Raw genomic sequence first — 24,895 nt, forward strand, 5'->3', positions numbered from 1 at the left:
CGCACCACGAAGGTCATCACGGGTTACGTTTGCTCAGGAACCGCAAGGAGCCGACCCGAACGGAGCCCGCGATGCCCTTCGCCCGACTGGCCGCAGCCACCACCCCCACCTGCCACATCGGTTTCGGCCTCGCCGCAGTCGCCCGCCCCGGCTACATCAACCTCGGCCGCGACGCCGACCTCGGAGTGACCCGCACCGTCGAGGCCCTCCGCACCCGCACCCACGAACTGCTCGACGCCGCCTACGCCCAGGGCGTCCGCTACTTCGACGCGGCCCGCTCCTACGGCCTCTCCGAGGAGTTCCTCGCCGACTGGCTCCGCACCCGCCCGGGCCTCGGCGACGTGGTCATCGGCAGCAAGTGGGGCTACACCTACACCGCCGACTGGACCACCGACGCCGAGAAGCACGAGGTCAAGGACCACACCCTCGCGACGTACGAGCGCCAGCGCGCCGAGACCGCCGCCCTGCTCGGCGACCGCCTCGACCTCTACCAGATCCACTCGGTGACCCCGGACAGCCCGGCCCTCACCGACAAGGAGCTTCACGCCAAACTGGCGGAGGCCGCCGCCGAGGGCGTCACCATCGGCTTCTCCACCAGCGGCCCGGCCCAGGCGGACGCCATCCGCACCGCCCTCACCGTGACCGTCGACGGCGAACCCCTCTTCCGTACCGTCCAGTCGACGTACAACGCGCTGGAGACCTCCGCCGCCCCCGCCCTCGCCGAGGCGCACGATGCCGGTCTGACCGTGATCGTCAAGGAGGGCATGGCCAACGGCCGACTGGCCGGTCCGCACGCCCCGGACGCCCTCAAGGCCGTCGCCGAGCGGACGGGCCTCGGCTGCGACGCGGTCGCCCTGGCGGTGGTCCTGCGGCAGCCGTGGGCCGGAGTCGTCCTCTCCGGCGCCGCCACCACCAACCAGCTCGCCTCCAACCTGCACGCGGCGGTCGTCGACCTCGACGACGACCAGCTGACCCGCCTCACGGACCTCGCCGAGGACCCGCGGACGTACTGGGAGAAGCGCGGCAGCCTCCCCTGGCACTGACCACGGTCGCTCCGGCGCGGGGAGAACCCTCTGCACCACCCCGGCCGTGAGACGCTCATGCCCGCCGTGAGACATGGATGTCTCACGTGGGTTATGGTTGTCTCATGGCCGTCGATCGTGAACACGTGCTGCGCAGCGCAGCCGCCCTGCTGACCCGCAAGTCCACCGCGACCATGGACGAGGTGGCCAAGGCCGCCGGGATCAGCCGAGCCACGCTGCACCGCCACTTCGCCGGGCGCGACGCGCTCGTACGGGCGCTGGAGGCGCTCGGCATCGAGGAGTGCGAGGCCGCGCTGGACGCGGCGCGCCTCGACGAGGGCCCGGCGCGCGACGCCGTACGCCGGCTCGTGCGCGAGATCGAACCCGCCGCGGGCCTGCTCGCCTTCCTCTACACCGAGAACCAGCTGTTCGAGGGGGAGGGGCAGCACGAGGGCTGGGCCCGGATCGACGACCGTGTCGCGGCCCTCTTCAAACGCGGCCAGGCGGCCGGTGAGTTCCGCATCGACCTCACACCGGCCTGGCTCACCGAGGCTCTTTACGGCCTGCTGGCCTCCGGCGCCTGGGCGGTCTCCGAAGGCCGCGTGGCCGCCAACGACTTCACCTTCATGATCACCGAGCTGCTGCTCGGCGGCGCCCTGCGTCACCCCGAACCACCGAGAGAGGAATCATGACCAGCACCCTGCGGCCGGCCCGCACCGTCGAGGCGGAGAAGAGGCCGGGCCGCTGGCTCGCGCTCGCCGTCCTAGTGCTCGCCGTGCTGCTGGTGGCCGTCGACGCGACCGTCCTCGGTCTCGCGACCCCCTACATCAGCGAGGATCTGAAGCCCTCGGGCATCCAACTCCTGTGGATCGGCGACATCTACTCCTTCGTCATCGCGGGCCTGCTCGTCTCGGCAGGCAGCCTCGGCGACCGCATCGGCCGCAAGAAGCTGCTGCTGATCGGCGCCACGGCGTTCGGCGCGATATCCGTGCTCAACGCCTACGCGACGACGCCCGAGACGATGATCGTCGCGCGGGCGCTGCTCGGAGTCGCGGGCGCGACGCTGATGCCCGCCACCCTCGCCCTGATCCGCAACCTCTTCCACGATCCGCGTGAGCGCAGCCTCGCGATCGGCGTCTGGGGCGCCACGGCCTCCGCCGGTACGGCTGTCGGACCGGTCGTCGGTGGTTTTCTGCTCGAACACTTCTGGTGGGGCTCGGTCTTCCTCATCAACCTGCCCGTGATGGCCGTGCTCGTCCTCGTCGGCATCAAGCTGCTCCCCGAGTCGCGCCACCCGAACCCGGGCCCGTGGGACATGCCCAGCGTCGGCCTGTCGCTGGTCGGCATGATCGGTGTGGTGTACGCGGTGAAGGAGACCGCCACCCACGGCGTCGACGGCATCGCACTCGCCGCCGGCCTCCTCGGTGTCGCCGGGCTGTTCTTCTTCGTGCGCCGTCAGCTCACGCTGCCGCACCCGCTGCTGGACATGCGCCTGTTCCGCAACCGGGGCTTCTCCGGGGCCGTCCTCGCCGACCTGCTGACCATCCTCGGCCTGTCCGGGCTGGTCTTCTTCCTCTCCCAGTTCCTGCAACTTGTCCAGGGCCGGGGCCCGTTGGAGGCGGGTCTCGCCGAGCTTCCGGCGGCGATCGGAGCGGTGGCCGCGGGCCTGGTCGCCGGAGCGGCGGCCCGCCGTTTCTCCGTCCGTTCCGTGGTGGCGGGGGGCCTCGCCGCCATCGGTCTGGCCCTCGCCCTGCTCACCCTGGCCGACCGCGCCACCGGCTACCCGCTGATCGGCGCCGCCCTGCTGTTCGTCGGCATCGGCGCCGGCTTCTCCTTCACCGTCACCGCCGACGTCATCCTCTCCAGCGTCCCCAAGGAGCAGGCGGGCTCGGCCTCGGCGGTCTCCGAGACGGCGTACGAGCTGGGCGCGGCCCTGGGCATCGCGGTCCTGGGCTCGATCGTGACCGGCGTCTACCGCGGTTTCCCGGCGCCCGCGGGCACTCCCGAAGGTGCGCACGAGTCATTGGGCGGCGCGGTCGAGGCCGCGGCGGCAATGCCGTCGGACAAGGCCGAGGCCCTGCTGTCCTCCGCGAGGGACTCCTTCGTGGACGGCCTCACGATCGCGTCGGGCGCGGGCGCGGCGGTCCTCCTGACCACAGCGGTGGCGGCATGGTTCATGCTACGCAACCAACACCTGGAGACCCCCGCCTAGCCCCAGCAGACCCAGGGGCGCGGGGAACTGCGCGACCAGCCCCCACCGACCCGCACTGAACCAACAACCGAAGTCCTGGCCCTCAGCGGAGCTAGGCCGCTTCCTTGGCCTTTGATGCGTACATATCCACGTACTCCTGCCCCGACAACCGCATGACCTCAGCCATCACCGAGTCGGTCACCGCCCGCAGCACATACCGGTCCCGATCCATCCCCTCGTACCGAGAGAACTCCATCGCCTCACCGAACCGCACGGTGACCCGCCCCGGCCGGGGCAACCCCGCCCCGCCCGGCTGGAGCTTGTCCGTCCCGATCATCGCGAAGGGAACCACCGGCGCCCCGGTCATCAGCGTCAGCCGGGCGATCCCGGTCCGGCCCCGGTACAGCCGACCGTCGGGCGACCGCGTCCCCTCGGGGTAGATGCCGAACACCTTGCCCTCGTCCAGGATCCGCCGCCCGGTCATCAGGGCGGCGACCCCGCCCCGGCCGCCGTCGCGGTCGACGGGGATCATGCCGACCCCGGTGAAGAACCAGGCCATCAGTCGGCCCTTGATCCCCTTGCCGGTGACGTACTCGTCCTTGCCGATGAAGAACACCTGCCGGTCGCAGACCAGCGGCAGGACCATGGAGTCGATGAAGGTGAGGTGGTTCCCGGCGAGGATCACCGGGCCGTCGCCCGGAATGTGCTCCGCGCCCTCCACCCGGGGGCGGAACATCAGGCGCATGATCGGTCCGAGCACTGCCTTGATGAGCACGAAGCGGGACAACGGGCCCTCCCATGTCAAGCGTTCCGGTACAAGTCTGTGCAGGTGAGGACGATACTCCCGGCCCACGGGGCGGCGCACGTCGGGTTCACCGAGTGGATACCAACTGTTGACGCTGTTTTACCTGCGGTGACGCCGTGATGGCGGGATGTCACCCGGGCGCGCCATGTGACGGACATCGCGTCACCGAACCGACACTCTGTCAAGTTGCGCCTCCCGTGCGACACAAGGCGTCTTCCGCGTGTTCGGTCCCAGGTCTCCCAACGGTCACCTCATGACACCTACGATCGTCCCGCTTTGACAGGTGCAGGGCATCACGGTGGAGGAGCCGGTCATGGGGACGCAGGAGTCGCGGCAGTCGCAGGACGCGAAGGGCGCGAACGAACAGGGCCGCACAACGGGCCGACGGGCGCTGCTCGGTGCCGCGGTGCTCGGCGCGGGCGGAGCGGTGCTCGGACTGCCGGCCGCGGCGAGAGCCGACGAGGCGGCGCCGGAGGCCAAGGCGGCCGGCCACTCGGGCGGCGGCTACCGGAGCCTGCCGGTGCCGACGATCATCGCGCACCGCGGAGCCAGTGGCTACCGGCCGGAGCACACGCTCGGCTCGTACCAGCTCGCCCTGGACATGGGCGCGCACGTCATCGAGCAGGACCTGGTGCCCACCAAGGACGGCCATCTCGTATGCCGTCACGAGAACGACATCACCGGGACGACCGATGTCGCCGCGCACCCCGAGTTCGCCGGCCGGAAGGCCACCAAGGTCGTCGACGGCGTCACCTACACCGGCTGGTTCACCGAGGACTTCACCCTCGCCGAGCTGAAGACGCTGCGCGCCAAGGAACGCATCCCGGGCAACCGCCAGGAGAACACCCTCTACGACGGCCGCTGGGAGATCCCCTCCTTCGAGGAGGTGCTGCGCTGGGCCGAGAAGGAGGGCAGGAAGCGCGGCAGTCGCGTCTGGCTGCACGTCGAGACCAAGCACCCCACCTACTTCCGCAAGCTCGGTCTCGGTCTGGAGGAGCCGCTCGCCAAGCTGCTGCGCAAGTACGACCGGCACCGGAAGAACTCGCCCGTCTTCCTGCAGTCCTTCGAGCCGAGCAGCATCCAGCGGCTGAACCGGCTGGTCGACAGCCCGCTCGTCGTCCTGCTCTCCGGCGCCGCCACCCGCCCCTGGGACTTCGTCGAGGCCGGCGACCCGCGCACCGTCGCCGACCTGGTCAAGCCGGCCGGACTCGCCTGGATCGCCTCGTTCGCGAACGGCATCGGCCCCACCCTCGACCTGATCATCCCGCGCGACTCGGGCGGCAACCTGACCACGCCGACCACCCTCGTCGCCGACGCGCACGCCGAGAAGCTGATCCTGCACCCCTACACGCTGCGCAACGAGAACACCTTCCTGCCCGCCAACTTCCGCAAGGGCACGGACCCCAACGCCTACGGAGACTCCTTCGGCGCGCTCAAGGTGTACTTCGACACCGGTATCGACGGCATCTTCACCGACAACCCGGACACCGGGCTGCTGGCCCACGCGGACTTCGTCGGCGACTGACCGCACGGCACATCGGTTCGAACGTCAACGGTCGAGCCCGGAGCCCCGATTGGGGTGACTCCCGTCCGCCCCGGCAACCCCTGCCGGGGCGGCGGCGTCCCGGGGCATATGACACACGACATGCTTGCCGGCCTCCGCCCGCTGCTGGTCGCGGAGGTCTCGGCGGAGGCGTACGCGGCCGGGGCCGAGGCGGGAGACCTGGAGCAGGCGGTCTGGCTGCGCCTGCTGGAACGGCTCGACGCCGACGGCCCACCCGAGGATCCGGAGAGCTGGCTGCGCAGCGCCGTCCGCTTCGAGGCCCGTCTCAGCCGCCGCACGGCCCGGCTCGAACGGCCCTACGCCGCCGAGCCTCCGGACGAGCACGCGCCGGGCCCCGAGCAGCAGGCGCTGACTGCGGCCCGCCGCCGCGCGCTGCACGCGGCCGTGCGCCGGCTCCCCGGCCGCTGCCCCCGGCTGCTCGCCGCCCTGCTGTCTCCGAAGGACCTCACCTACCGTGAGATCGCGGGCGAGTTGGGTATCTCACAGGGCAGCCTCGGTCCGGAACGTTCCCGATGTCTGGGATGTCTTCGGCGATTGCTCACGGCGGAGGTTGCGGCACGCGAACCACGGGGATAGGAGTGAAGGACATCGGGTGAGCAGGTGAGCGGGAGGCGTGCACACATGGGCATGAGCGTGACCATCTCGGTGGCGACCGAGCAGGACGCCGAGCAGATCTTCAGGCTGCAGTACCTGTGCTTCCAGAGCGAGGCGGCACTGTACGGCAACTACCGCATCGATCCGCTCGTCGAGAGCCTCGACTCCGTCCGCGCGGAGGTCGCCTCGGACTGTGTCTTCGTGGCCAGGCTCGGGGACGAGGTGATCGGCTCCGTGCGCGGCGCCCTCGACGCCGACGGCACCGCCGCCATCGGCAAACTCTGCGTCCACCCGCGCCTCCAGGGCCACGGCATCGGCGCCAGGCTCCTGCGCGCCGCCGAGGCGGCCCTCGCCGAGGAGCGCGGCGCGACCAGGTTCCGCCTCAGCGCGGGCCACCGCAGCGAGGGCAACCTCCGGTTGTACCGCCGGGTGGGCTATGAGACGGTCGGCACCAGCCAGGGCACGGACGGCGTGCCGATGGTGGTGCTGGAGAAGCCGGCGGAGGCGTACGCCACGACGGCGTGACGGGGCGCCCCGCCCGGTGGAGTGTGCCACGTCAGGTCCCTGTGGCGGCACCCGGTCCGTGGTCGCTCGTCGCGCAGCTCCCCGCGCCCCTATCGGGGCGCCCGCGCGCCCTTCGTGAGCCAGTACATCGCGGTGATGGGCAGCAGTACGGGAATGAACAGGTACCCCATGCCGAAGTCGGACCAGACGGTCGCGTCCGGGAAGGCGGAGGGTTCGACCATCGTCCAGGTGCCCACGACCAGCACACCCAGCAGCTCGGCCGCGCAGCACAGCCGCGCGGCCTTGCGGGCGAACTCACCGCCCCGCACCAGCGAGTACGTGATGAACCCGTACACGACACCGGCGAGCGCGGACAGCGAGTAGGCGAGCGGCGCGTGCTCGAACTCCGTCGAGATCTGCACGACGGACCGCGAGACGGCCCCGACGACCATCACGCCGTACAGCCACACCAGCAGCATCCCCGGCCCGCCGATGAGGCGCGTCGGCCTCTCCCGCTGCGGCACCTCGTCGGTGGCGGTCACGTCAGCCTCCCCAGATGTCATAGAGCCGCACCTGCAGCACGGCGAGCACCACGCCCCCGGCCGCGACGGTCGCACTGCCCCAGCGGGTGCGCTCCGCCAAGGACATGAACCCGGTCACGGGGACACAGGCGAACGCCCCGAGGAGGTAGGAGACGAAGATCGTGGTCCCCTGCTCCGGCTTCTCCCCGCGCGCCAGCTGCACGATCCCGACGACCAGCTGGAGGAGGGCCAGCACCGACACCACGGCCATGCCGATGAAGTGCCAGTCCTTGGTCGGCTGATCGCGATACGCGGCCCAGCCGCACCACGCGGCGAGCAGGAGCGCGGCGACGGCGGTCGTCACCGTCAGGGCAACAAGCATGCCGCGACCCTATTACGGCCCAAAACCCCCGCCGCGCCCGGCCCCGGACCGGGAAGCCCCCGAACCGCGCATCGTGGCCTTGGCCACAACGCCGGATGCCCACACGGTGGACAGTCTCGGCTCTCACCTGCGGAAACGTGCCATATCTCCGTCCGCCATGCGGACAGCCCTCTCTCACCTGCTACATACATCTGCTTTACTGATCTCATGACCACGACGAGCTGCCGCACCCTTGCGACCGAGGCGACGATGACGCCCGGTGCTCGTTGTATGTGTCGAATGTGCGCCTTCTAGAAGGCCCCGCACGCCGCTGCGCGTGAGGGAACAGAGCCTCCCCGCGCACCCGTTCTCCTCCGGTTCCCTCGCCACCGCGAGAACCGTGTCGCGTCCCTGACCGCTTGCACCCGTGCCCGGGCACACCCACGCCCGCGCACTCGACAGTGACGGAAATCCAGTGATCACCACATCGGGCCTGACGAAGATCTATCGGGCCGACCGAGGTCGTGGCCGCGAGGTCACCGCCCTCGACGGCGTCGATCTGCATGTCCGCGAGGGCGAGGTGTACGGCGTCATCGGCCAGTCCGGCGCCGGTAAGTCCTCGCTCATCCGCTGCGTCAACCTCCTCGAACGCCCCACCTCCGGAACCGTGACCGTCGCGGGCCAGGACCTCACCGCCCTGGCCGGCCGCGGCCCCCGCGCCGGACGGCAGCTCCGGCAGGCGCGCAGCCGGATCGGCATGGTCTTCCAGCACTTCAACCTGCTCTCCTCCCGCACCGTCCAGGGGAACGTCGAGCTGCCGCTCGAGATCCTGGGCAGCTCGGGCCGGGAGCGCTCCCGCAAGGCCCTGGAACTGCTCGACCTCGTGGGCCTCGCCGACAAGGCCACGGCCTACCCGGCCCAGCTCTCCGGCGGCCAGAAGCAGCGCGTCGGCATCGCCCGCGCCCTGGCCGGGGACCCGAAGGTGCTCCTCTCCGACGAGGCCACCAGCGCCCTCGACCCGGAGACCACCCGCTCCATCCTGACGCTGCTGCGCGACCTGAACCGGCAGCTGGGCCTGACCGTCCTGCTCATCACGCACGAGATGGACGTCGTCAAGAGCGTCTGCGACTCCGCCGCCCTGATGGAGAAGGGGCGCATCGTCGAGTCCGGCACGGTCAGCGAACTGCTCGCCACCCCCGGGTCCGAACTGGCCGCCGCGCTCTTCCCGGTAGGCGGCGAGGCCACCGGCGACGACCGCACGGTCCTCGACGTCACCTTCCAGGGCGAGACCGCCACCCAGCCGGTCATCTCCCAGCTGTCCCGTACGTACAACATCGACATCTCGATCCTCGGCGCCGCCATCGACACCGTCGGCGGCCTCCAGATCGGCCGGATGCGCATCGAACTGCCCGGCCGCTACGAGGACAACGTTGTTCCCGTCGGCTTCCTGCGCGAGAAGGGCCTCCAGATCGACGTGATCGGCCGGGACACCCGCACGACCGCACCGACGACCGGCCCGACCTCCGTGCCGACGTCCACGCCCGCGAAGGAAGGTGCCAAGTGACCTGGTCCGAGATGCGACCCCTGCTGGAGCAGGCGTGTTGGGACACCCTCTACATGGTCGGCTGGTCCACCCTCATCGCGGTCGTCGGCGGACTCCCGCTCGGCATCCTGCTGGTCCTCACCGACCGCGGCGGCCTGCTGCGACACGTCCTCGCCAACAAGGTCATCGGGCAGATCGTGAACATCGCCCGCTCGATGCCGTTCATCATCCTGATGGTCGCGCTGATGGGCTTCACCCGCTGGGTCACCGGCTCGACCATCGGCCGCGAGGCCGCCATCGTGCCGCTCGCCATCGGCGCGATCCCGTTCTTCGCACGCCTCGTCGAGACGTCCGTCCGCGAAGTGGACCACGGGCTCGTCGAGGCCGTACAGGCCATGGGCGGCAACGCCTGGACCGTCGTCCGCAGCGTCCTCGTCCCCGAGTCCCTGCCCTCGCTGATCTCCTCCGCCACCACGACCGTCGTCGCCCTCATCGGCTACTCGGCCATGGCCGGCACCGTCGGCGCGGGCGGCCTCGGCGACATCGCCATCCGCTACGGCTACCAGCGCTTCGAGACCGAACTGATGTGGATCACCGTGACGGTCCTCGCGGTCGTCATCTCCGCCATCCAGTTCGCGGGCGACCACGCCGCCCGCGCCCTGCACCGCCGTGGCGGACGGTCCGGCCCCGCACCGGTACTCCGGCTGCTGAGGGCCAAGGCCCGGCCCACCGCGCCCGAGGCCACCAAGGTCTGAACACGTTCCTCGGCCACCCACAGTTTTCCCGTCCCACCCAAGACGGGACCGCTCCACCCAAAAGGAAAGGCACTTTTCGTGCGTAACACCGCCAAGCTCACCACCGCCAAGCTCACCACCGCCAAGCTCACCACCGCCAAGCTCACCACCGCCGTGCTCGCCGCCGGAGCCCTCACCCTCGGACTCACCGCCTGCGGCGCGGACAAGACCGACGGCGCGTCCGACACGAGCGGCCCGCTGGTCGTCGCCGCCAGCCCCACCCCGCACGCCGAGATCCTGAACTTCGTCAAGGACAACCTGGCGAAGGACGCGGGCCTCGACCTGGAGGTCAAGGAGTTCACCGACTACGTCCTGCCGAACACGGCGACCGAGGACGGCTCCGTGGACGCCAACTACTTCCAGAACCAGCCGTACCTCGACGACTTCAACACGAAGCAGGGCACCCACATCGAGCCCGTCGTCACCGTGCACCTGGAGCCGCTCGGTCTCTACTCGAACAAGGTCAAGAGCAAGGACGACCTCAAGAGCGGCGCGACCGTCGCCGTGCCGAACGACACGGTCAACGAGGCGCGTGCCCTCAAGCTCCTCGACTCCGCCGGGATCATCACGCTCAAGGACGGCGTGGGCACCGACGCGACCCCCGCCGACATCACCGAGAACCCGAAGAGGCTCAAGTTCAAGGAGCTGGAGGCGGCCCAGACCCCGCGCTCCCTGGACGACGTCGACGCCGCGGTGATCAACGGGAACTACGCCCTGGAGGCCGACCTCTCGCCCGCCGACGACGCCCTCGCCGTCGAGCCGGCCAAGGACAACCCCAACGGCAACTTCCTCGCCGTCAAGGAGGGCCACGAGGACGACCCGCGCGTCGAGAAGCTGGCCAAGCTCCTCACCTCGGACGAGGTCAGGAAGTTCATCGAGGACAAGTGGAGCAACGGCTCCGTCATCCCGTCCTTCTGACCGTCCGCCGGTCCGCACATATTCCGACCGTACGTATACGGCGTATCGCCACGCATGGGGTCCGCTCCCTCACGGGGTGGGGGTCCCCCCACGCCCTTTAGGCGGTGGGGGAGGGCCCTGTGGTGCGATTCAGTGCTTTCATGCTGCATGCTGGGCAGTTCAGCAGGCTCTCAAAGTTTTCGAAGGTTACGGAGCGGCGCATGACGAGCACCTTTCCCGACATCTCCATCAGCACGGATCGGTTGGTTCTGCGCCCGTTCGACGAGGACGACATCCAGGCGTTCACCGAGATGATGAACGACGAACAGGTGATGGCCTGGACCGACATCCCGCAACCCTTCACCGAACGTGAGGCGCGTACCTGGATCGCCGACTACGCGCCCATCGAACGCACATCCGGACGCGGCCTCGGCCTCGCGGTGACCGAGTTCCTCACCCAGCGGCTGGTCGGCGTCATCCAACTGACCGGGACGGACTGGCACGTGCGGGCCACGGAGCTTTCGTACGTCGTCGCCCCCTGGGCACGCGGCGAGGGCTACGCCTCCGAAGCCGCCCTCGCCACCGCCCAATGGCTGTTCCGCGAGCAGAAGTTCGAACGCATCGAGCTGCGCACCGCCGCCGACAACACCGCTTCCCAGCAGGTCGCGCAGAAGATCGGCTGTATCAGCGAGGGAGTGCTGCGCAACGCCTGCATAGCGCGGACCCGCACCCCCGAGGACGGCTGGACCGAGATCCGCACGGACTTCATCGTCTGGAGCCTGCTCCCCGAGGACATCGAGGGCGTCAGCGAGGAACTGGCCGGCAGCGGTGGTTTCGGCTCCTACTCGGACTGGAACTGAACAACCCACGGGCAAGCGCGAGGCCGCCGCCCGGCCGCCGGGGCCCACCCCGTCACCAGGTACCCTCACGGGACCCCGAGCGGGCTGACCGACGACCTGCGAAGACCCTCTGGAGACTGACGACGATGGCCGACCGGGTCACGGTGATCGGCTGGGACGGCTCCCCCCTGACCGCCGCGGCGCGCTCCGCCCTCGCCGCCGCCACGCTGGTCGCCGGCGCGGCCCACCACCTCGCCCTGCCCGAGGTGCCCCCGCCGCCGAACGCATCCGCCTCGGCAGTGTCGCCCTCGCCGCCCGCCGCATCGCCGGCCACCGGGGCACCGCCGTCGTCCTCGCCGACGGCGACCCGGGCTTCTTCGGCGTCGTCCGCACCCTCAGGTCCCCCGAGTTCGGCCTGGAGGTCGAGGTCGTCCCCGGCGTCTCCTCGGTGGCCGCCGCCTTCGCCCGCGCGGGCATGCCCTGGGACGACGCCCAGGTGGTCGTCGCCCACCGCCGTACGCTGCGCCGCGCGGTCAACGTGTGCCGCGCCCACGCCAAGGTCGCCGTCCTCACCTCGCCCGGCGCCGGACCCGCCGAACTGGGCCTGCTGCTCGAAGGAGTTCACCGCACCTTCGTGGTCTGCGAGGAACTCGGCACGGAACGCGAGCGGGTCACCGTCCTCAGCTCCGACAAGGCCGTCGACCGCACCTGGCGCGACCCCAACCTCGTCATCGCCATCGGCGGCCCCGCCACCGCGGCCGAGGGCGGCGGCTGGCTGGCGGGCCGCGACCCCGCCACCGGGCCGCGCGGCTGGGCGCTGCCGTCCCACGTCTACGGCGCCGCTCCGGGCGAGGGCGAGGCGGAACTGCTGCGCTCCTCCCAACTCGCCCGCCTGGGCCCGCGCGTGGGCGACCTCGTCTGGGACATCGGCTCCGGCAGCGGCGCCTTCGCCACCGAGGCCGCCCGCAGCGGGGCCGCCGTCATCGCCGTCGACCACGACCCCGAGGCCTGCGGCCGTACGACCCTCGCCGCCCGCCGCTTCGGCGTCCAGCTCCAAGTGGTCCACGGCGCCGCCCCGCACGTCCTGGAGAACCTGCCCGAACCCGATGTCGTCCGCGTCGGCGGCGGGGGAGCGGCGGTCGTCTCCGCCGTCGCGGACCGCCGCCCCCAGCGCATCGTCACCCACGCGCTCACCCGTCCCGCCGCCGAACGCGTCGGACGCGACCTGACCGAGCACGGGTACGAGGTCCGCTGCGAGTTCGTCCAGTCCGTCGAACTCGATACAAGGGCCTGGACGGAGAGGGAACGGAGCGTCGCGTTCCTGCTCAGCGCGGCCCTGCCCGAACGTTCCCTGTGATCCGGTTGTCGTACCGGCGCGGTAGGCTGGCCGACTGTCGTACCGCACTTCGACACCCGGCACTTCGTCGGTCAATGTCCTAAAAGCGCGCCCGGTTTGGGAGCGTGTGTGGTAAGGCGCAACGGGGAGGACGCGCAACGTGGCGCAGTCCACAGCGGACCGTCGCGGATCAAGCTGTCGCGACGGGGGGACGACCGGGACAATGGCCCTTCAATGGCTTTGTCGACATGCAGGCGGGTCGTCACGTGCCGCTGGGCACGCACGCTCGTTCTCCACAGTGGGGCGGTAGGTGCGCCGTTCCCGGGCCAGCTGGCATGGAGGCACTAACCGATGGGCGAGGGGTACGCATGACCGACACCGGCCAGGTCCCGGGCGAGGGACTGCCGGAGAGCGCAGGCATGGTGGAGCAGCCGGGCGTCCCCGCGCCGGGTGCGTACACCTACCTCTCCGAGACCGCCGCCGAGGACGAGGACCTTCTGCTGCCGGGCGCCCAGGGCGCGTGGGGCAACGAGATGCCGCCGCCCGCCCCCGAGCCCGTCGTCCAGGTCGTCCACGAGCCGGGCCCGCACGAGATGTCCGGCCGCGACAGTGGCGCGCACGACCTCAGTGCCGTCCGCACCCCCGTCGCGACGCCCGTCCCGCAGCCGCCGGTGGCCCGCCGCCCGCTGCACCTCGGCCCGCCGACCCCCGACGCCTCCGCCAGCCCGGTCCGCTCCCTCGCCGACCGGGGCCCGGCCGGCGCTCCCGTACCGCCGGGCGCCGCACGCCACGCCAGTCCCTCCACCACCGGTCCGGAGTACCTCGACGGGCCACAGCAGCCCGTGTCGCAGTGGGTGGGCGCCCCCGCCCAGGCCGCTCCCGCGCGGGGAGTCGCCGAAGGGGGAGCGGCTGCAGAGACGGTCGTTCCGCAGGAGACGCCCCTCTCCGTGGCCGTGGCCGAGGCGCCCTCGGCGGCGGAGGCCCCGCAGGGCGCGGCGGTCGACGAGGAGATCCAGGACCTCGAGGCCCTCCACCAGGCGCAGGACGCCGCCTACGCCCTGGCCCAGGAGGCCGCGGTCGCCCAGTTCCGCACCCCGGAGGCGGTCGGGACGCCGGTCGCGGCACACCTCCAGGCCCCCGAGGCCACGGAAGCGCCGGAGACCGTCGAGGAGCAGGTGCCGGAGACGGCTGATGCGCCGGCCGCCCACGTCGAGGCTCCGGCCGCCGATGCCGCCGCCACGGCCGTCGAGGTTCCGCAGGCGGCCCAGGCGACGGCTGAGGCCGAGGCCACGCAGGTGGCCGAGTCACCCAGAGCCGTCGAGCCCGCCCAGGCCCCGGAATCCGCCGAGGCACCGGCCGCCGACCAGCACCAGATTCCCGCCCCCGAGGCCGCCGTCGAGCCCACGGCTGCGGAGACGGCCGAAGGCGCGGCCGGGGCCGAGGCCGTCGCGGAGCCCGCGCAGCCTCCGCAGGCCGCGACGCCGCAGCCCGAGCCGGCCGCGATGACTCCCGAGGCCCAGGCTCCCGAAACCCAGGTCGCCGAGGCCCCGGCCGCCGAGGAGGCCGCCGCTGCCATCGAGGCCGCACAGGCACCGGACGCGACGCCTTTCCCCCCGGCCGCCCAGGACCCCGAGCCGATCGCGGCACAGACCGCCGACGAGGCACAGGACGCCCCCCAGGCCGCACCGGAGACGGAGGCCGCCGCCCCGGTCGACGCTTCCGCCGAGGACCGGCCCGCAGAGGCGCCCGTGCCGTCGCAGCCCGAAGCCGTGACCGCCGACCCGGCGATGCCACCGACGGAGGCAGCGGCCCCCGAGCAGCCCGCCACCGCACCCGAGCAGCAGCAGACGCCGACTGCCGAGCCCGACGAGCAGGCCTCCACCGAGGCCCCGGACCCGCAGACCGCGACCGTCGCCCCGGATGAGGAGAACGCCGCCGCATCCTCGACCGAGCAGACCGCCGAGGTCCCGCCGAACACGTCCCCGAACACGGCCCCGGACACCGAGCCCGCGCAGGACCCCGCGCAGTCGGCGCAGACCCCGGCCGCCGAGGAGCCCCAGCCGACGGAGACCGACCAGCCGGGCCCGCACCCCACAGGTCAGGACCCGCAGGTCACCGAGCCGGACGCACCCGCCGCGAACCCGGCGAACCAGGAACAGGACCCGGCCCAAGGCCAGACCCAGGACCAAGGCCAGGACCAAGGCCAGGACCAGGACCAGGACCCGAGCCAGGACCTGGCCGTGGCGGCCCAGGCCGCCGTGACCGTCCCGCAGTCGGAGCCCGCGCAGCCCCTCACCTCCGACGCCACAGCCGAGCCGGGGGCCACGGAAGCGGACGCGGCGGTCCAGCCGACCGACGACGCGGACGCCCAAGACCCCGCCCCGCCGACGAGTCGACCGGCGAGGTCCCGCCTCCCGCCGACCACGCCGAGCCCACGGCCGCCCCGCCCCGCATCCGTGGACCCGGCCTCCGCCGACCCGTCGGCCGCCGAGCCGCTCGCCGCAGACGCCCAGGCGGCACCGGCCTCCGGGATCGACGCCCGCAGGGCGCCGTCATCCAGCCCCGGCCGAGCCCGAGGCCGACGCCCCGGCCCTCGCGGTGAGCTCCCAGGAGCCTGCGCCCGAGACCGAGGCGCTGGTGCTTCCCCGCTCCCCGAGGCCGCCGGCCCGACGCCCGCCGCTGCCGAGTTCCCGGCCGCCGAGGGACAGACGGCCGCGCCCGAGCCGCAGACAGCGACGACTGAGGGCGCACCGGAGACGGAGGGCGAGCCCGTGGCTGCCAGGGTCCCCGCCCCCCGGGACTCCGAGGCCGAGACGATCGTCGTACCGCAGCCGCTCGCGGCGGCCGACGCCCACCCGGACGTCGTCCAGAGCGCCGAGGACCTCGACACCAGGGCCGCCGGCCTGGAGGACGACGAACCGACGGCGCCGGAGGCAGCAGCAGTGGAATCAGCAGCCGAAGAGAGCGCGGCCCCGGTGGAAGAAGCACCCGAAGACGTGAGGGACGAAGTGCGGCAACCCACGGGTCCGGCCGCGCCCCCCTACGACGACGCCGAGCGCGAGGCCGTCCTGAAGGTCATGCGGGAGCGCCGCGACATCCGCAACGGCTTCCGCGCCGACCCCATCCCGCACGACGTGCTGCTCCGTGTCCTGGAGGCCGCCCACACCGCCCCCTCCGTAGGCCACTCGCAGCCCTGGGACTTCGTGGTCATCCGGTCGGCCGAGACCCGCCGCACCATGCACGAACTCGCCCAGCGCCAGCGCGAGGCGTACGCCAAGTCGCTGCCCAAGGGCCGGGCGAAGCAGTTCAAGGAACTGAAGATCGAGGCGATCCTCGACACCCCGGTCAACATCGTCGTCACCGCCGACCCGACCCGCGGCGGCCGCCACACCCTGGGCCGCCACACCCAGCCGCAGATGGCGCCCTACTCCTCCGCGCTCGCGGTCGAGAACCTGTGGCTCGCGGCCCGCGCGGAGGGCCTCGGCGTCGGCTGGGTCAGCTTCTTCGACGAGCGCGAGATGGTCCGCGCCCTCGGCCTGCCCGAACACCTGGAGGTCGTGGCGTACCTGTGCGTCGGGTACGTCGACGAGTTCCCGGAGGAGCCCGAGCTGATGCAGGCGGGCTGGGCCAAGCGCCGCCCGCTGTCCTGGGTCGTCCACGAGGAGACGTACGGCCGCCGCGCCCTGCCCGGCGCCGAGCCGCACGACCTCCTCGCCGAGACCGTCGCCGGTATCCGCCCGTTGGACGCCAAGGCGCTCGGCGAGGCGTGGGAGCGGCAGAAGCGCATGACCAAGCCGGCCGGCGCCCTCGGCATGCTGGAGATCATCTCCGCCCAGCTGGCCGGGCTGTCCCGCCAGTGCCCGCCGCCGATCCCGGAGCCCGCGGCCGTCGCGATCTTCGCGGGCGACCACGGCGTCCACGCCCAGGGCGTCACCCCCTGGCCCCAGGAGGTGACGGCCCAGATGGTCGCCAACTTCCTCGGCGGGGGAGCGGTCTGCAACGCCTTCGCCGCCCAGGTGGGCGCCGAGGTCTGCGTCGTGGACGTGGGCGTGGCGAGCGACCTCCCGGCCACCCCGGGGCTGCTGCCGCGCAAGGTCCGCGCCGGTACGTCCGACATGACCACCGGCCCCGCGATGACCCGCGAGGAGGCCAAGCAGGCCATCGAGGTGGGCATCGAGACGGCCCGTGATCTGGTGGCGGCCGGCAACAAGGCGCTGCTCACGGGTGAGATGGGCATCGCCAACACCACGGCCTCCGCCGCCCTGATCGCCGTCTTCACCGGCGCCGACCCCGCCGAGGTCACCGGCCGGGGCACCGGCATCAACGACGAGACCCTCGCCCGCAAGACCGAGGTCGTCCGCCGTGCCATCGAACTCCACCAGCCGGATCCCGCCGACCCCATCGGCGTCCTGGCGGCCATCGGCGGCTTCGAACACGCCGCCATCGTCGGCCTCCTCCTCGGCGGCGCCTCCCTCCGTACACCGGTGATCCTCGACGGCGTCAGCGCCGGTGCCGCCGCCCTGGTGGCCCGCGCCATCGCCCCCGAGGTCCTCGCCGCGTGCATCGCGGGCCACCGCAGTGCCGAGCCGGGCCATGTGGCCGCCCTTCAGAAACTGGGCCTGCGCCCCCTGGTCGACCTCGACCTCCGCCTCGGCGAGGGCACCGGCGCCCTCCTGGCCCTCCCGGTGGTCCAGAGCGCGGCACGAGCGATGCACGAGGTGGCGACGTTCGACTCGGCGGGGGTGACCGAGAAGTAGAGGACGAGTGGGCGCCGGGTTCGTTCTCAGCAGGGCCGTGGTCGTGGGCAGCCGTTCCGCTGGGGCGACGGGGGCGCCTCCCGCTCGAGCGAAGCCGAGAGTGGGGGAGGGTGGGCACGACCACCCACGGACGTTCAGTCGGCAACGGGCTCAGCCACCGGCCCAGCAAGCCGCCCACCAGACCCGCACTCTAGAATTCCGCACGTCAGAGGCGCTCCAAAGCCGCAGCGCACCTCACCCGCACAAAGCCCCGCAGGGAGCCGCACCCTCATGGCCGAACACCCCGCCTACCCCGTAGGCCTCCGCCTCGCCGGCCGCCGAGTGGTCGTCATCGGCGGCGGCCAGGTCGCCCAGCGCCGTCTGCCCGCCCTCATCGCGGCCGGCGCCGACATCGTCCTCGTCTCGCCGAGCGCGACACCCTCCGTGGAGGCGATGGTGGACGCGGGCGAGCTGACCTGGGAGAAGCGCCGCTACGCGGAGGGCGACCTCGCCGAGGCCTGGTACGTCCTGATCGCCACCGGCGACCCGGAGGCGAACGCCCGCGCGTCCGCCGAGGCGGAGCGCCACCGCATCTGGTGCGTGCGCTCCGACAGCGCCGAGGAGGCCACCGCCTGGACCCCGGCGACCGGCCACAGCGAGGGCGTCACGGTCGCCGTCCTCACCGCCCGCGCCGAGGGCCGCGACCCTCGCCACACCGCCGCCATCCGTGACGCGGTCGTCGAGGGCCTGCGCGACGGCACCCTCGTCGCCCCCACCACCGCACCCGCACCCCCGGCGTCTCCCTCGTCGGCGGTGGTCCCGGTGACCCGGACCTGATCACCGTGCGCGGACGCCGCCTCCTCGCCGAGGCCGATGTCGTCATCGCCGACCGCCTCGGCCCCCGCGACCTCCTCGCCGAACTCCCGCCCCACGTCGAGGTGATCGACGCGGCGAAGATCCCGTACGGCCGCTTCATGGCGCAGGAGGCCATCAACAACGCGCTGATCGAACACGCGAAGCAGGGCAAGTCGGTCGTCCGCCTCAAGGGTGGCGACCCGTACGTCTTCGGTCGCGGCATGGAGGAACTCCAGGCCCTCGCCGAGGCCGGCATCCCGTGTACGGTCGTCCCCGGCATCTCCAGCTCGATCTCCGTCCCGAGCGCGGCCGGCATCCCGGTCACCCACCGGGGCGTCGCCCATGAGTTCACCGTGGTCAGCGGCCATGTGGCCCCCGACGACGAGCGCTCCCTGGTGGACTGGCCGGCCCTGGCACGCCTCACCGGCACCCTCGTGATCCTCATGGGCGTCGACAAGATCGGCCGGATCGCGGAGACCCTGGTGGCGAACGGCAAGTCCCCGGACACCCCGGTCGCCCTGATCCAGGAGGGCACCACGGCCGCCCAGCGCCGGGTCGACGCGACCCTCGCCACCGTCGCCGAGACCGTGCGGACGACAGAGGTCAAGCCGCCGGCGGTCATCGTCATCGGCGAGGTGGTGAAGGTGGGCCCCGGGACACACGCGTAATCCCGGCAGACCCCCCGGAGCAAGGGGAGCGGAATTGTAACCACCGGTAACCCATCCGTCCCGAGCCGTTGGCACCACACCCAGGACAAGGCAGTATCACCCTGTGGCCGATCTCATCACCGTTGAGGACCCCGACGACCCGCGCCTGCGTGACTACACCGGCCTGACCGACGTGGAGCTGCGCCGCAGACGCGAACCCGCCGAGGGCCTGTTCATCGCCGAGGGCGAGAAGGTCATCAGACGGGCCAAGGAAGCCGGCTACGAGATGCGCTCGATGCTGCTCTCCGCGAAGTGGGTCGACGTCATGCGCGACGTCATCGACGAACTCCCGGCCCCCGTCTATGCGGTCAGCCCCGAGCTCGCCGAACAGGTCACCGGCTACCACGTGCACCGGGGCGCCCTCGCCTCCATGCAGCGCAAGCCGCTGCCGACGGCCGACCAGCTCCTGGGGGCCACCCGCCGGGTCGTGATCATGGAGTCGGTCAACGACCACACCAACATCGGCGCGATCTTCCGCTCCGCCGCCGCCCTCGGCATGGACGCGGTCCTGCTCTCCCCGGACTGTGCCGACCCGCTCTACCGCCGTAGCGTCAAGGTCTCCATGGGCGCGGTCTTCTCGGTCCCGTACGCCCGTCTCGACACCTGGCCCAAGGGCCTCGACGCCGTACGCGACGCCGGTTTCGCCCTCCTCGCCCTCACCCCGGACGAGAAGGCGAAGTCCCTGGACGAGGCTGCCCCGCACCGTATGGACCGCGTGGCCCTGATGCTCGGCGCCGAGGGCGACGGCCTCTCCACCAAGGCCCTGATGTCCGCCGACGAATGGGTCCGCATCCCGATGGCCCACGGGGTCGACTCCCTCAACGTGGGCGCGGCGGCGGCGGTCGCCTTCTACGCGGTGGCGACGGGCCGCCCACACCCGGCCCCGTAAGGGGCGCGGGGAACCGCCCGACCAGCGCCCACGCACCCGCGGCGAACAACCGAACAGCAGCTCCGAGCTCGGTCTTCCGACCGCCCGGAGCGCCTCTCAACTGCCGCCCGACTCCACAACCGCCCGCTCGGGCCGGAGACCGTTGTCCCCGAGGCCCCGCGACGGCCCCTGGCACCCCTGGGCCGTGGCGATCCCGAGCGCGGCCAGCAACGTCACCACGACGAAGACGAAGAGCCGCTGCCGCAGCAGCCGGGGATTGGCAGGCCGCCGCCCGGTCCCGTTGGTCCGCGGCCCCGGCCGCCCCGCACCACTGCGCGGCGCGGGCCGCTTCCCCGACCCGGAGGTGTTGCGCGACGACCCGGCGGTGTTGCGCGACGGCAGGGGCCGCGCCCCCGACCGCGAGCCGCCACCGGTGCGTGCACCGCCGCCCCCGCCCGTCCGGGAGCCACTCCCGGTCCGCGACGACGGCGTACCCGCCGCACCCGGCTGCGCCCGACGGGTCTCCGGCGGCTGCCGCAACGTCCGCTGGTCTACGTACTGCTCCGTGAGCCGCCCCGCGGGCCGGTCCGGATCGCCGCGCGGCGCGGGCGGGCGGACATCGGCCAGCCCCTGCGCCTCGCGTGCGGCGATCTCCTTGAGCCGCAGCGACAGTTGCAGGGTGCTGGGCCGCTCGTCCGGGTCCTTCGCCAGACAGGCGCGGACCAGCGGGGCGAGCGCGTCGGGCACGCCGCGCAGCTGCGGTTCCTCGTGCACCACCCGGTAGAGCATGACCTCCGAACTGCCGTGTCCGAAGGGTGAGTCGGAGGTCGCCGCGTAGGCGAGGGTGGCCCCGAGGGAGAAGACGTCCGTGGCCGGTGTGACCGCGGCCCCGCGCACCTGCTCGGGCGCGAGGAACCCGGGCGACCCGACGGCCGTGCCGACATGGGTCAGAGTGGACGCCCCGGTCGCCCAGGCGATGCCGAAGTCGATGATCCGCGGTCCCTTCGGGGACAGCAGGATGTTGGACGGCTTCAGATCCCGGTGCACGACCCCGGCCTCGTGCACGGCCACGAGCCCCTCGGAGAGGGCGGCACCGACGGCGGCCACGTCGGCGGCCGACATGGGCCCCTCCTCGGCGACCTTGTCGTGCAGCGACGGCCCCGGCACGTACTGCGTGGCGAACCACGGACGGTCCGCCTCCAGATCGGCGGCGACCAGCCGGGCGGTGCACCCGCCCCTGATCCGCCGCGCCGCCGACACCTCGCGCGCGAACCGCGAGCGGAACTCCTGGTCCTCCGCCAGATCCGGCCGGATCACCTTGAGCGCGACGCGCTGTCCACGCCGGTCGGAGCCCAGGTAGACGACGCCCATTCCGCCCGCGCCGAGCCGTCTGTGGATCCTGAACGAGCCGACGACGCGCGGGTCCTCGCGCCTCAGGCGCATCATCGCCATGTTCATCCCCGCTGCCCGTTCCGTCTGACGAGCCACAGCTTACGTTTCCAGGGCCGGGCGTGCGCAGAGGCCGCGCCCTCACGACCCGATCGATTGTCAGTGCCGGGTGGGAAACTTGAAGGGTGGTCAGGGAACAGGAGTTCGGGCCGGTGTTGGGCTGCCTGTGATCCCAACCACCCACCACAGAAGGGGGATTGAACCCGTGAAGGGTGACCGTGTGGAGATAGTCGTCGACGCCGGGGACACGACGCGCACCTACGAGGTGATCGCGAGCAGGGCGGGCCGCCGGGTGGAGACGGCGGTACGCAGAGGTGTAGTGGAAGTGAGCGAAGTCACCCTCCCCCACGCTCGGCTTCGCTCGCGCGGGGGGACCCCCATCGGCTCTGTCGTACGAACGGCCAGGTTCATGGCCAACAGGGTCCTGGCCCTCGTCGAACAGCCGGTGCCCCGGGAGGACGGCTCGGAGCGAACGGCGTGACGACCGCGTGACGACAGAGTGACAACAGCGGGCAGACCGGACGTCCCTTCCGGGAAGACCCCGAGACCTAGGACCCCGTCTCCACCCTGGGGAGTACGTCGCAGGCCACCGCTCATCCTCGGGGAGGCCCGGCAATCGGTACGAGGGCATGACGACCCGGACGGGCCGCGCGCCTAGATTTGAGGTCAAGCGGCGGGTGCAGCACTCGTCCCCCGAGGTTCAGACACCCGCCGCTGCCAACGACAGAGCAAGACCTACGAGAAGTCAGAGGAGGGACCATGGCCCACACGGCACCGCGGACCGCGATCCGCGCACGGGAGCGCAGGGTGTTCACCGCCGACCGCCGCGCGGGTCGTCGCCACCCCTTGGTCGCGACCGCGATGGTCCTCCCCCTGGCGGCCCTGCTCGTGTACGCCTTCGGCGGCTGGGAAGCAGTGGTCACACAAGCGTCGTCCGTGGGCGTGATGCTGGGGCGCTGAGCGGCGACCCCAGGCCCGGAAGAGCGGTCCGGGCGGGGACATCCACCCATGAAACCCCGTGGGGACGGGGGTGCGGCGGACGGCAAATAAACGCCCGCGCAGCTGGGGAGCTGCGCGGGCGTTGTCCTACCCAAAACCAACCCCCGTCGCGCTCCCCGCCGGCCTCGCTCTCCCGTCGGCTTACGGTCCCGTACGACCAAGCTTGCCCTGCGGCCCTGCGGCCCTGCGGCCCCTGCGGCCCTGCGGCCCCTGCCTTTCCCACCCCACCCCACTCCACCCTCCTGCGGGCAATCGTGCCGCTGGGGCGGCACGGGTGGGCGCAGGCGGCGCCTCGTGACCGCCGAGCAGCGGGACCTCCCCGCCCCACCACCCCGCACCCGGACGTACGCTCACCCGCAGCGCCGTACGACATCCGCAGGGGACCCATGACCGCCACAACCGACGCCGACGCCGACGTACTCCCCGCCCTCAGGGCCAAGGTGCGACGCGCGACCCACCCCACCCCACCCCTGCGCCCACCCCGACACGGTCCTCGCGGCACGCGCAGACGGCACGGTCGTCCGCCACGCGAACACCGTCGCCAAGGCCCACGCCCCCCAACACCGACCCCACCCGGCTGGCCCTCCGCCTGACCGTCGCCGCCGCCCACCCCGACACCCTCCTGGCGCCCCTCGATCCAACCCCCACCTCCACGGCCGCCTCGTCACGTTCTGGCCGTACGGCACCCCAGTCGACCCCGACACCCCGGGAGGCCGCCCCTGGGTGGAGGCGGCCACCCTCCTCGCCCGCCTCCACCGGCAGACCCCACCCCGGGCCTGCCGCCCATGCGCGGCCCGGTCAAGGCCGCCCGGCCATCGCCCGCCTCGAAGCCACGGCACCCCACCACCCCGCCACGCCATCGATCCTCCGCGCCTGGCGCACCCTCCCCGCCTGGGCGAGGAACGAGGCACCCATGCCGGACACGACCACCCTCTGCCACGGCGATCTACACCTCGGGCAACTGGTCCGCCACCCCGCGACCACCGGCCCCTGGCGCCTCATCGACGTCGACGACCTGGGCGTGGGAGTCCCCACCTGGGACCTCGCCCGCCCGGCGGCCTGGTTCGCCTGCGGCCTCCTGCACCCCGACGACTGGACCCGCTTCCTCACCGCGTACCAGCGGGCCGACGGCCCCGCGGTCCCCCCGCAGGGGGACCCCTGGCCCTCACTGGACGTACCGGCCCGCGCACTGACCGTGCAGACCGCGGCCCTGGCGATCGCGAAGTCCACCGCTGCCGGTCACCCCCTCGACGACGCGCAGCAGTCCGTTGTGGACGCATGTGACCGAATAGGAAGCATCCCGCCGGAGTTGGTGGAGCCTTTCCCGAAGTAGGGTGCAACCGACCGCAGCCGGACGATGTCTGTCCTGGCGTATCGCGAAGCAGGATCGAACGGCGAGGAGTTGAGCCGAACCATGCACATGCAGTGTCCGAAGTGCCATGCGCCGATGCATACCTACAACCGCAGTGGCGTCCAGATCGAGCAGTGCAGCGGCTGTCGCGGGATCTTCCTCGACTACGGTGAGTTGGAGGCGCTGACCCGCCTGGAGGGCCAGTGGGCCGGTGGCCCGGGCGTCCCCCCGCCGCCGGCCGCTCCGCAGTACCCGGCGGGCGGCGGCCACAACGCCCCGGCCTGGGGCGCCCCGCACGGCGGCCACCATGGTGGGCGCCACGGCGGCCACCACGGGGGTCACCACAACCGAGGCTTCGGTCACATGCTGTTCTCCAGTTGAGGCGCGCGGGGCGCACCCGCGCCCTTCGCTCGCACGACGAGTGCTCGCACGACGAAGCCCCGGCCGTACAAGACGGCCGGGGGCTCGGTGTGTGTGGACGATACTGGGATTGAACCAGTGACCTCTTCCGTGTCAGGGAAGCGCTCTCCCGCTGAGCTAATCGTCCTCGGGATCACAGCCGAGGCTGTGGATCTTGCGTGCGCGATACTGGGATTGAACCAGTGACCTCTTCCGTGTCAGGGAAGCGCTCTCCCGCTGAGCTAATCGCGCGGGGCGAAGCCGTACGGCTCCAGAGGCCGACAGGCCTCAGTGGACGATACTGGGATTGAACCAGTGACCTCTTCCGTGTCAGGGAAGCGCTCTCCCGCTGAGCTAATCGTCCTTGGAGGTGGAGACGGGATTTGAACCCGTGTAGACGGCTTTGCAGGCCGTTGCCTCGCCTCTCGGCCACTCCACCAGGAGTGCGGGGGTTCGTGAAGATCCCCCACGTTCCTGCGAGCGGACGACCAGGTTCGAACTGGCGACCTCAACCTTGGCAAGGTTGCGCTCTACCAACTGAGCTACGTCCGCTTGTCGTT

General features: G+C 72.0%; 19 protein-coding genes, 5 tRNA genes and 3 pseudogenes. 18 read left to right on the forward strand and 9 right to left on the reverse strand.

What is annotated here, in order from left to right; genetic code table 11:
• The first annotated feature begins 71 nt into the window (after positions 1-71).
• From E4N62_RS27865 to E4N62_RS27875, 3 genes are all read left to right on the forward strand, one after another.
• Positions 72-1,043 carry an aldo/keto reductase gene (locus E4N62_RS27865; protein WP_230219095.1) on the forward strand — a complete coding sequence of 324 codons (972 nt, stop codon included), beginning with the start codon at positions 72-74 and terminating at the stop codon, positions 1,041-1,043.
• Positions 1,044-1,147: 104 nt separating this feature from the next.
• Positions 1,148-1,714, forward strand: a complete 567-nt coding sequence (locus E4N62_RS27870; RefSeq protein ID WP_230219096.1) for a TetR/AcrR family transcriptional regulator — start codon at positions 1,148-1,150, stop codon at positions 1,712-1,714.
• Positions 1,711-3,234 (forward strand): MFS transporter, encoded by a 1,524-nt coding sequence (locus E4N62_RS27875; RefSeq protein ID WP_230219097.1) that lies wholly within the window; start codon positions 1,711-1,713, stop codon positions 3,232-3,234. The genes E4N62_RS27870 and E4N62_RS27875 overlap by 4 nt, the downstream gene beginning before the upstream one ends.
• A 91-nt stretch (positions 3,235-3,325) precedes the next feature.
• On the opposite strand, the gene E4N62_RS27880 is transcribed toward E4N62_RS27875, so the two are convergent.
• Positions 3,326-4,000: a 1-acyl-sn-glycerol-3-phosphate acyltransferase gene (locus E4N62_RS27880; RefSeq protein WP_184896260.1), complete on the reverse strand. Its 675-nt coding sequence runs from the start codon at positions 3,998-4,000 to the stop codon at positions 3,326-3,328.
• A gap of 331 nt (positions 4,001-4,331) precedes the next feature.
• On the opposite strand from E4N62_RS27880, the gene E4N62_RS27885 reads away from it, so the two are divergent.
• The 3 genes from E4N62_RS27885 (at position 4,332) to E4N62_RS27895 (ending at position 6,701) form a co-directional block, all read left to right on the forward strand.
• Positions 4,332-5,543, forward strand: a complete 1,212-nt coding sequence (locus E4N62_RS27885; RefSeq protein WP_230219100.1) for a glycerophosphodiester phosphodiesterase — start codon at positions 4,332-4,334, stop codon at positions 5,541-5,543.
• Positions 5,544-5,651: 108 nt separating this feature from the next.
• Positions 5,652-6,158, forward strand: coding sequence for an RNA polymerase sigma factor (locus E4N62_RS27890; RefSeq protein ID WP_230219101.1), 507 nt, complete (start codon positions 5,652-5,654; stop codon positions 6,156-6,158).
• Positions 6,159-6,203: 45 nt separating this feature from the next.
• Complete coding sequence (locus E4N62_RS27895) at positions 6,204-6,701, forward strand: GNAT family N-acetyltransferase (RefSeq protein WP_230219103.1); 498 nt, start codon at positions 6,204-6,206, stop codon at positions 6,699-6,701.
• An 89-nt stretch (positions 6,702-6,790) separates the two neighbouring features.
• On the opposite strand, the gene E4N62_RS27900 is transcribed toward E4N62_RS27895, so the two are convergent.
• Positions 6,791-7,243 (reverse strand): hypothetical protein, encoded by a 453-nt coding sequence (locus E4N62_RS27900; RefSeq protein WP_230219105.1) that lies wholly within the window; start codon positions 7,241-7,243, stop codon positions 6,791-6,793.
• Positions 7,224-7,583 (reverse strand): hypothetical protein, encoded by a 360-nt coding sequence (locus tag E4N62_RS27905; RefSeq protein ID WP_230219106.1) that lies wholly within the window; start codon positions 7,581-7,583, stop codon positions 7,224-7,226. The genes E4N62_RS27900 and E4N62_RS27905 overlap by 20 nt, the downstream gene beginning before the upstream one ends.
• Before the next feature lie 454 nt (positions 7,584-8,037).
• On the opposite strand from E4N62_RS27905, the gene E4N62_RS27910 reads away from it, so the two are divergent.
• From E4N62_RS27910 to E4N62_RS27945, 8 genes and pseudogenes are all read left to right on the forward strand, one after another.
• Positions 8,038-9,126 (forward strand): methionine ABC transporter ATP-binding protein, encoded by a 1,089-nt coding sequence (locus E4N62_RS27910; RefSeq protein ID WP_230219107.1) that lies wholly within the window; start codon positions 8,038-8,040, stop codon positions 9,124-9,126.
• Positions 9,123-9,860 carry a methionine ABC transporter permease gene (locus tag E4N62_RS27915; protein WP_230219108.1) on the forward strand — a complete coding sequence of 246 codons (738 nt, stop codon included), beginning with the start codon at positions 9,123-9,125 and terminating at the stop codon, positions 9,858-9,860. Before E4N62_RS27910 ends, E4N62_RS27915 begins: the two co-directional genes overlap by 4 nt.
• A 78-nt stretch (positions 9,861-9,938) precedes the next feature.
• The gene (locus tag E4N62_RS27920) at positions 9,939-10,817 is read left to right on the forward strand and encodes a MetQ/NlpA family ABC transporter substrate-binding protein (protein WP_230219113.1); all 879 of its coding nucleotides are present in this window, start codon (positions 9,939-9,941) and stop codon (positions 10,815-10,817) included.
• A gap of 200 nt (positions 10,818-11,017) precedes the next feature.
• A complete protein-coding gene (locus E4N62_RS27925; RefSeq protein ID WP_230219115.1) occupies positions 11,018-11,656 on the forward strand; it encodes a GNAT family N-acetyltransferase in 639 nt (212 codons plus the stop codon).
• A gap of 125 nt (positions 11,657-11,781) precedes the next feature.
• Positions 11,782-12,992, forward strand: a pseudogene (gene cbiE / locus E4N62_RS27930) (precorrin-6y C5,15-methyltransferase (decarboxylating) subunit CbiE).
• Between the two features lie 347 nt (positions 12,993-13,339).
• A complete protein-coding gene (gene cobT, locus E4N62_RS27935) occupies positions 13,340-17,728 on the forward strand; it encodes a nicotinate-nucleotide--dimethylbenzimidazole phosphoribosyltransferase (RefSeq protein ID WP_230219118.1) in 4,389 nt (1,462 codons plus the stop codon).
• Between the two features lie 270 nt (positions 17,729-17,998).
• Positions 17,999-19,230: pseudogene (cobA, locus tag E4N62_RS27940) on the forward strand (uroporphyrinogen-III C-methyltransferase).
• 103 nt (positions 19,231-19,333) lie between these two features.
• Entirely contained in the window at positions 19,334-20,158 is an 825-nt protein-coding gene (locus tag E4N62_RS27945; RefSeq protein WP_230219120.1) for an RNA methyltransferase, read from the forward strand.
• 96 nt (positions 20,159-20,254) lie between these two features.
• Here the strand turns inward: E4N62_RS27945 and E4N62_RS27950 are convergent, their stop codons facing one another.
• Positions 20,255-21,595 carry a serine/threonine-protein kinase gene (locus E4N62_RS27950; protein WP_230220223.1) on the reverse strand — a complete coding sequence of 447 codons (1,341 nt, stop codon included), beginning with the start codon at positions 21,593-21,595 and terminating at the stop codon, positions 20,255-20,257.
• A 196-nt stretch (positions 21,596-21,791) separates the two neighbouring features.
• Here E4N62_RS27950 and E4N62_RS27955 point away from each other — a divergent pair, with 196 nt between their 5' ends.
• From E4N62_RS27955 to E4N62_RS27970, 4 genes and pseudogenes are all read left to right on the forward strand, one after another.
• Positions 21,792-22,067, forward strand: a complete 276-nt coding sequence (locus E4N62_RS27955; RefSeq protein ID WP_230219122.1) for a hypothetical protein — start codon at positions 21,792-21,794, stop codon at positions 22,065-22,067.
• Positions 22,068-22,345: 278 nt separating this feature from the next.
• Positions 22,346-22,546, forward strand: a complete 201-nt coding sequence (locus E4N62_RS27960) for a hypothetical protein (RefSeq protein WP_230219129.1) — start codon at positions 22,346-22,348, stop codon at positions 22,544-22,546.
• Between the two features lie 425 nt (positions 22,547-22,971).
• Positions 22,972-23,918 (forward strand): annotated as a pseudogene (locus E4N62_RS27965) (aminoglycoside phosphotransferase family protein).
• Between the two features lie 87 nt (positions 23,919-24,005).
• Positions 24,006-24,317 carry a zf-TFIIB domain-containing protein gene (locus E4N62_RS27970; RefSeq protein WP_230220225.1) on the forward strand — a complete coding sequence of 104 codons (312 nt, stop codon included), beginning with the start codon at positions 24,006-24,008 and terminating at the stop codon, positions 24,315-24,317.
• A 94-nt stretch (positions 24,318-24,411) separates the two neighbouring features.
• Here the strand turns inward: E4N62_RS27970 and E4N62_RS27975 are convergent.
• The 5 genes from E4N62_RS27975 to E4N62_RS27995 all read right to left on the reverse strand — a co-directional run bounded on the left by E4N62_RS27975 (position 24,412) and on the right by E4N62_RS27995 (position 24,887).
• Positions 24,412-24,483, reverse strand: a tRNA-Val gene (locus E4N62_RS27975).
• A gap of 32 nt (positions 24,484-24,515) precedes the next feature.
• Positions 24,516-24,587 (reverse strand) — tRNA-Val (locus E4N62_RS27980).
• 40 nt (positions 24,588-24,627) lie between these two features.
• Positions 24,628-24,699: transfer RNA gene (locus tag E4N62_RS27985), tRNA-Val, on the reverse strand.
• Between the two features lies 1 nt (position 24,700).
• Positions 24,701-24,774 (reverse strand) — tRNA-Cys (locus tag E4N62_RS27990).
• A 40-nt stretch (positions 24,775-24,814) separates the two neighbouring features.
• Positions 24,815-24,887: transfer RNA gene (locus tag E4N62_RS27995), tRNA-Gly, on the reverse strand.
• Positions 24,888-24,895 lie beyond the last annotated feature (8 nt).

Origin of the sequence: Streptomyces sp. MNU76 (assembly GCF_020982545.1) — a bacterium.
Classification (GTDB): domain Bacteria; phylum Actinomycetota; class Actinomycetes; order Streptomycetales; family Streptomycetaceae; genus Streptomyces.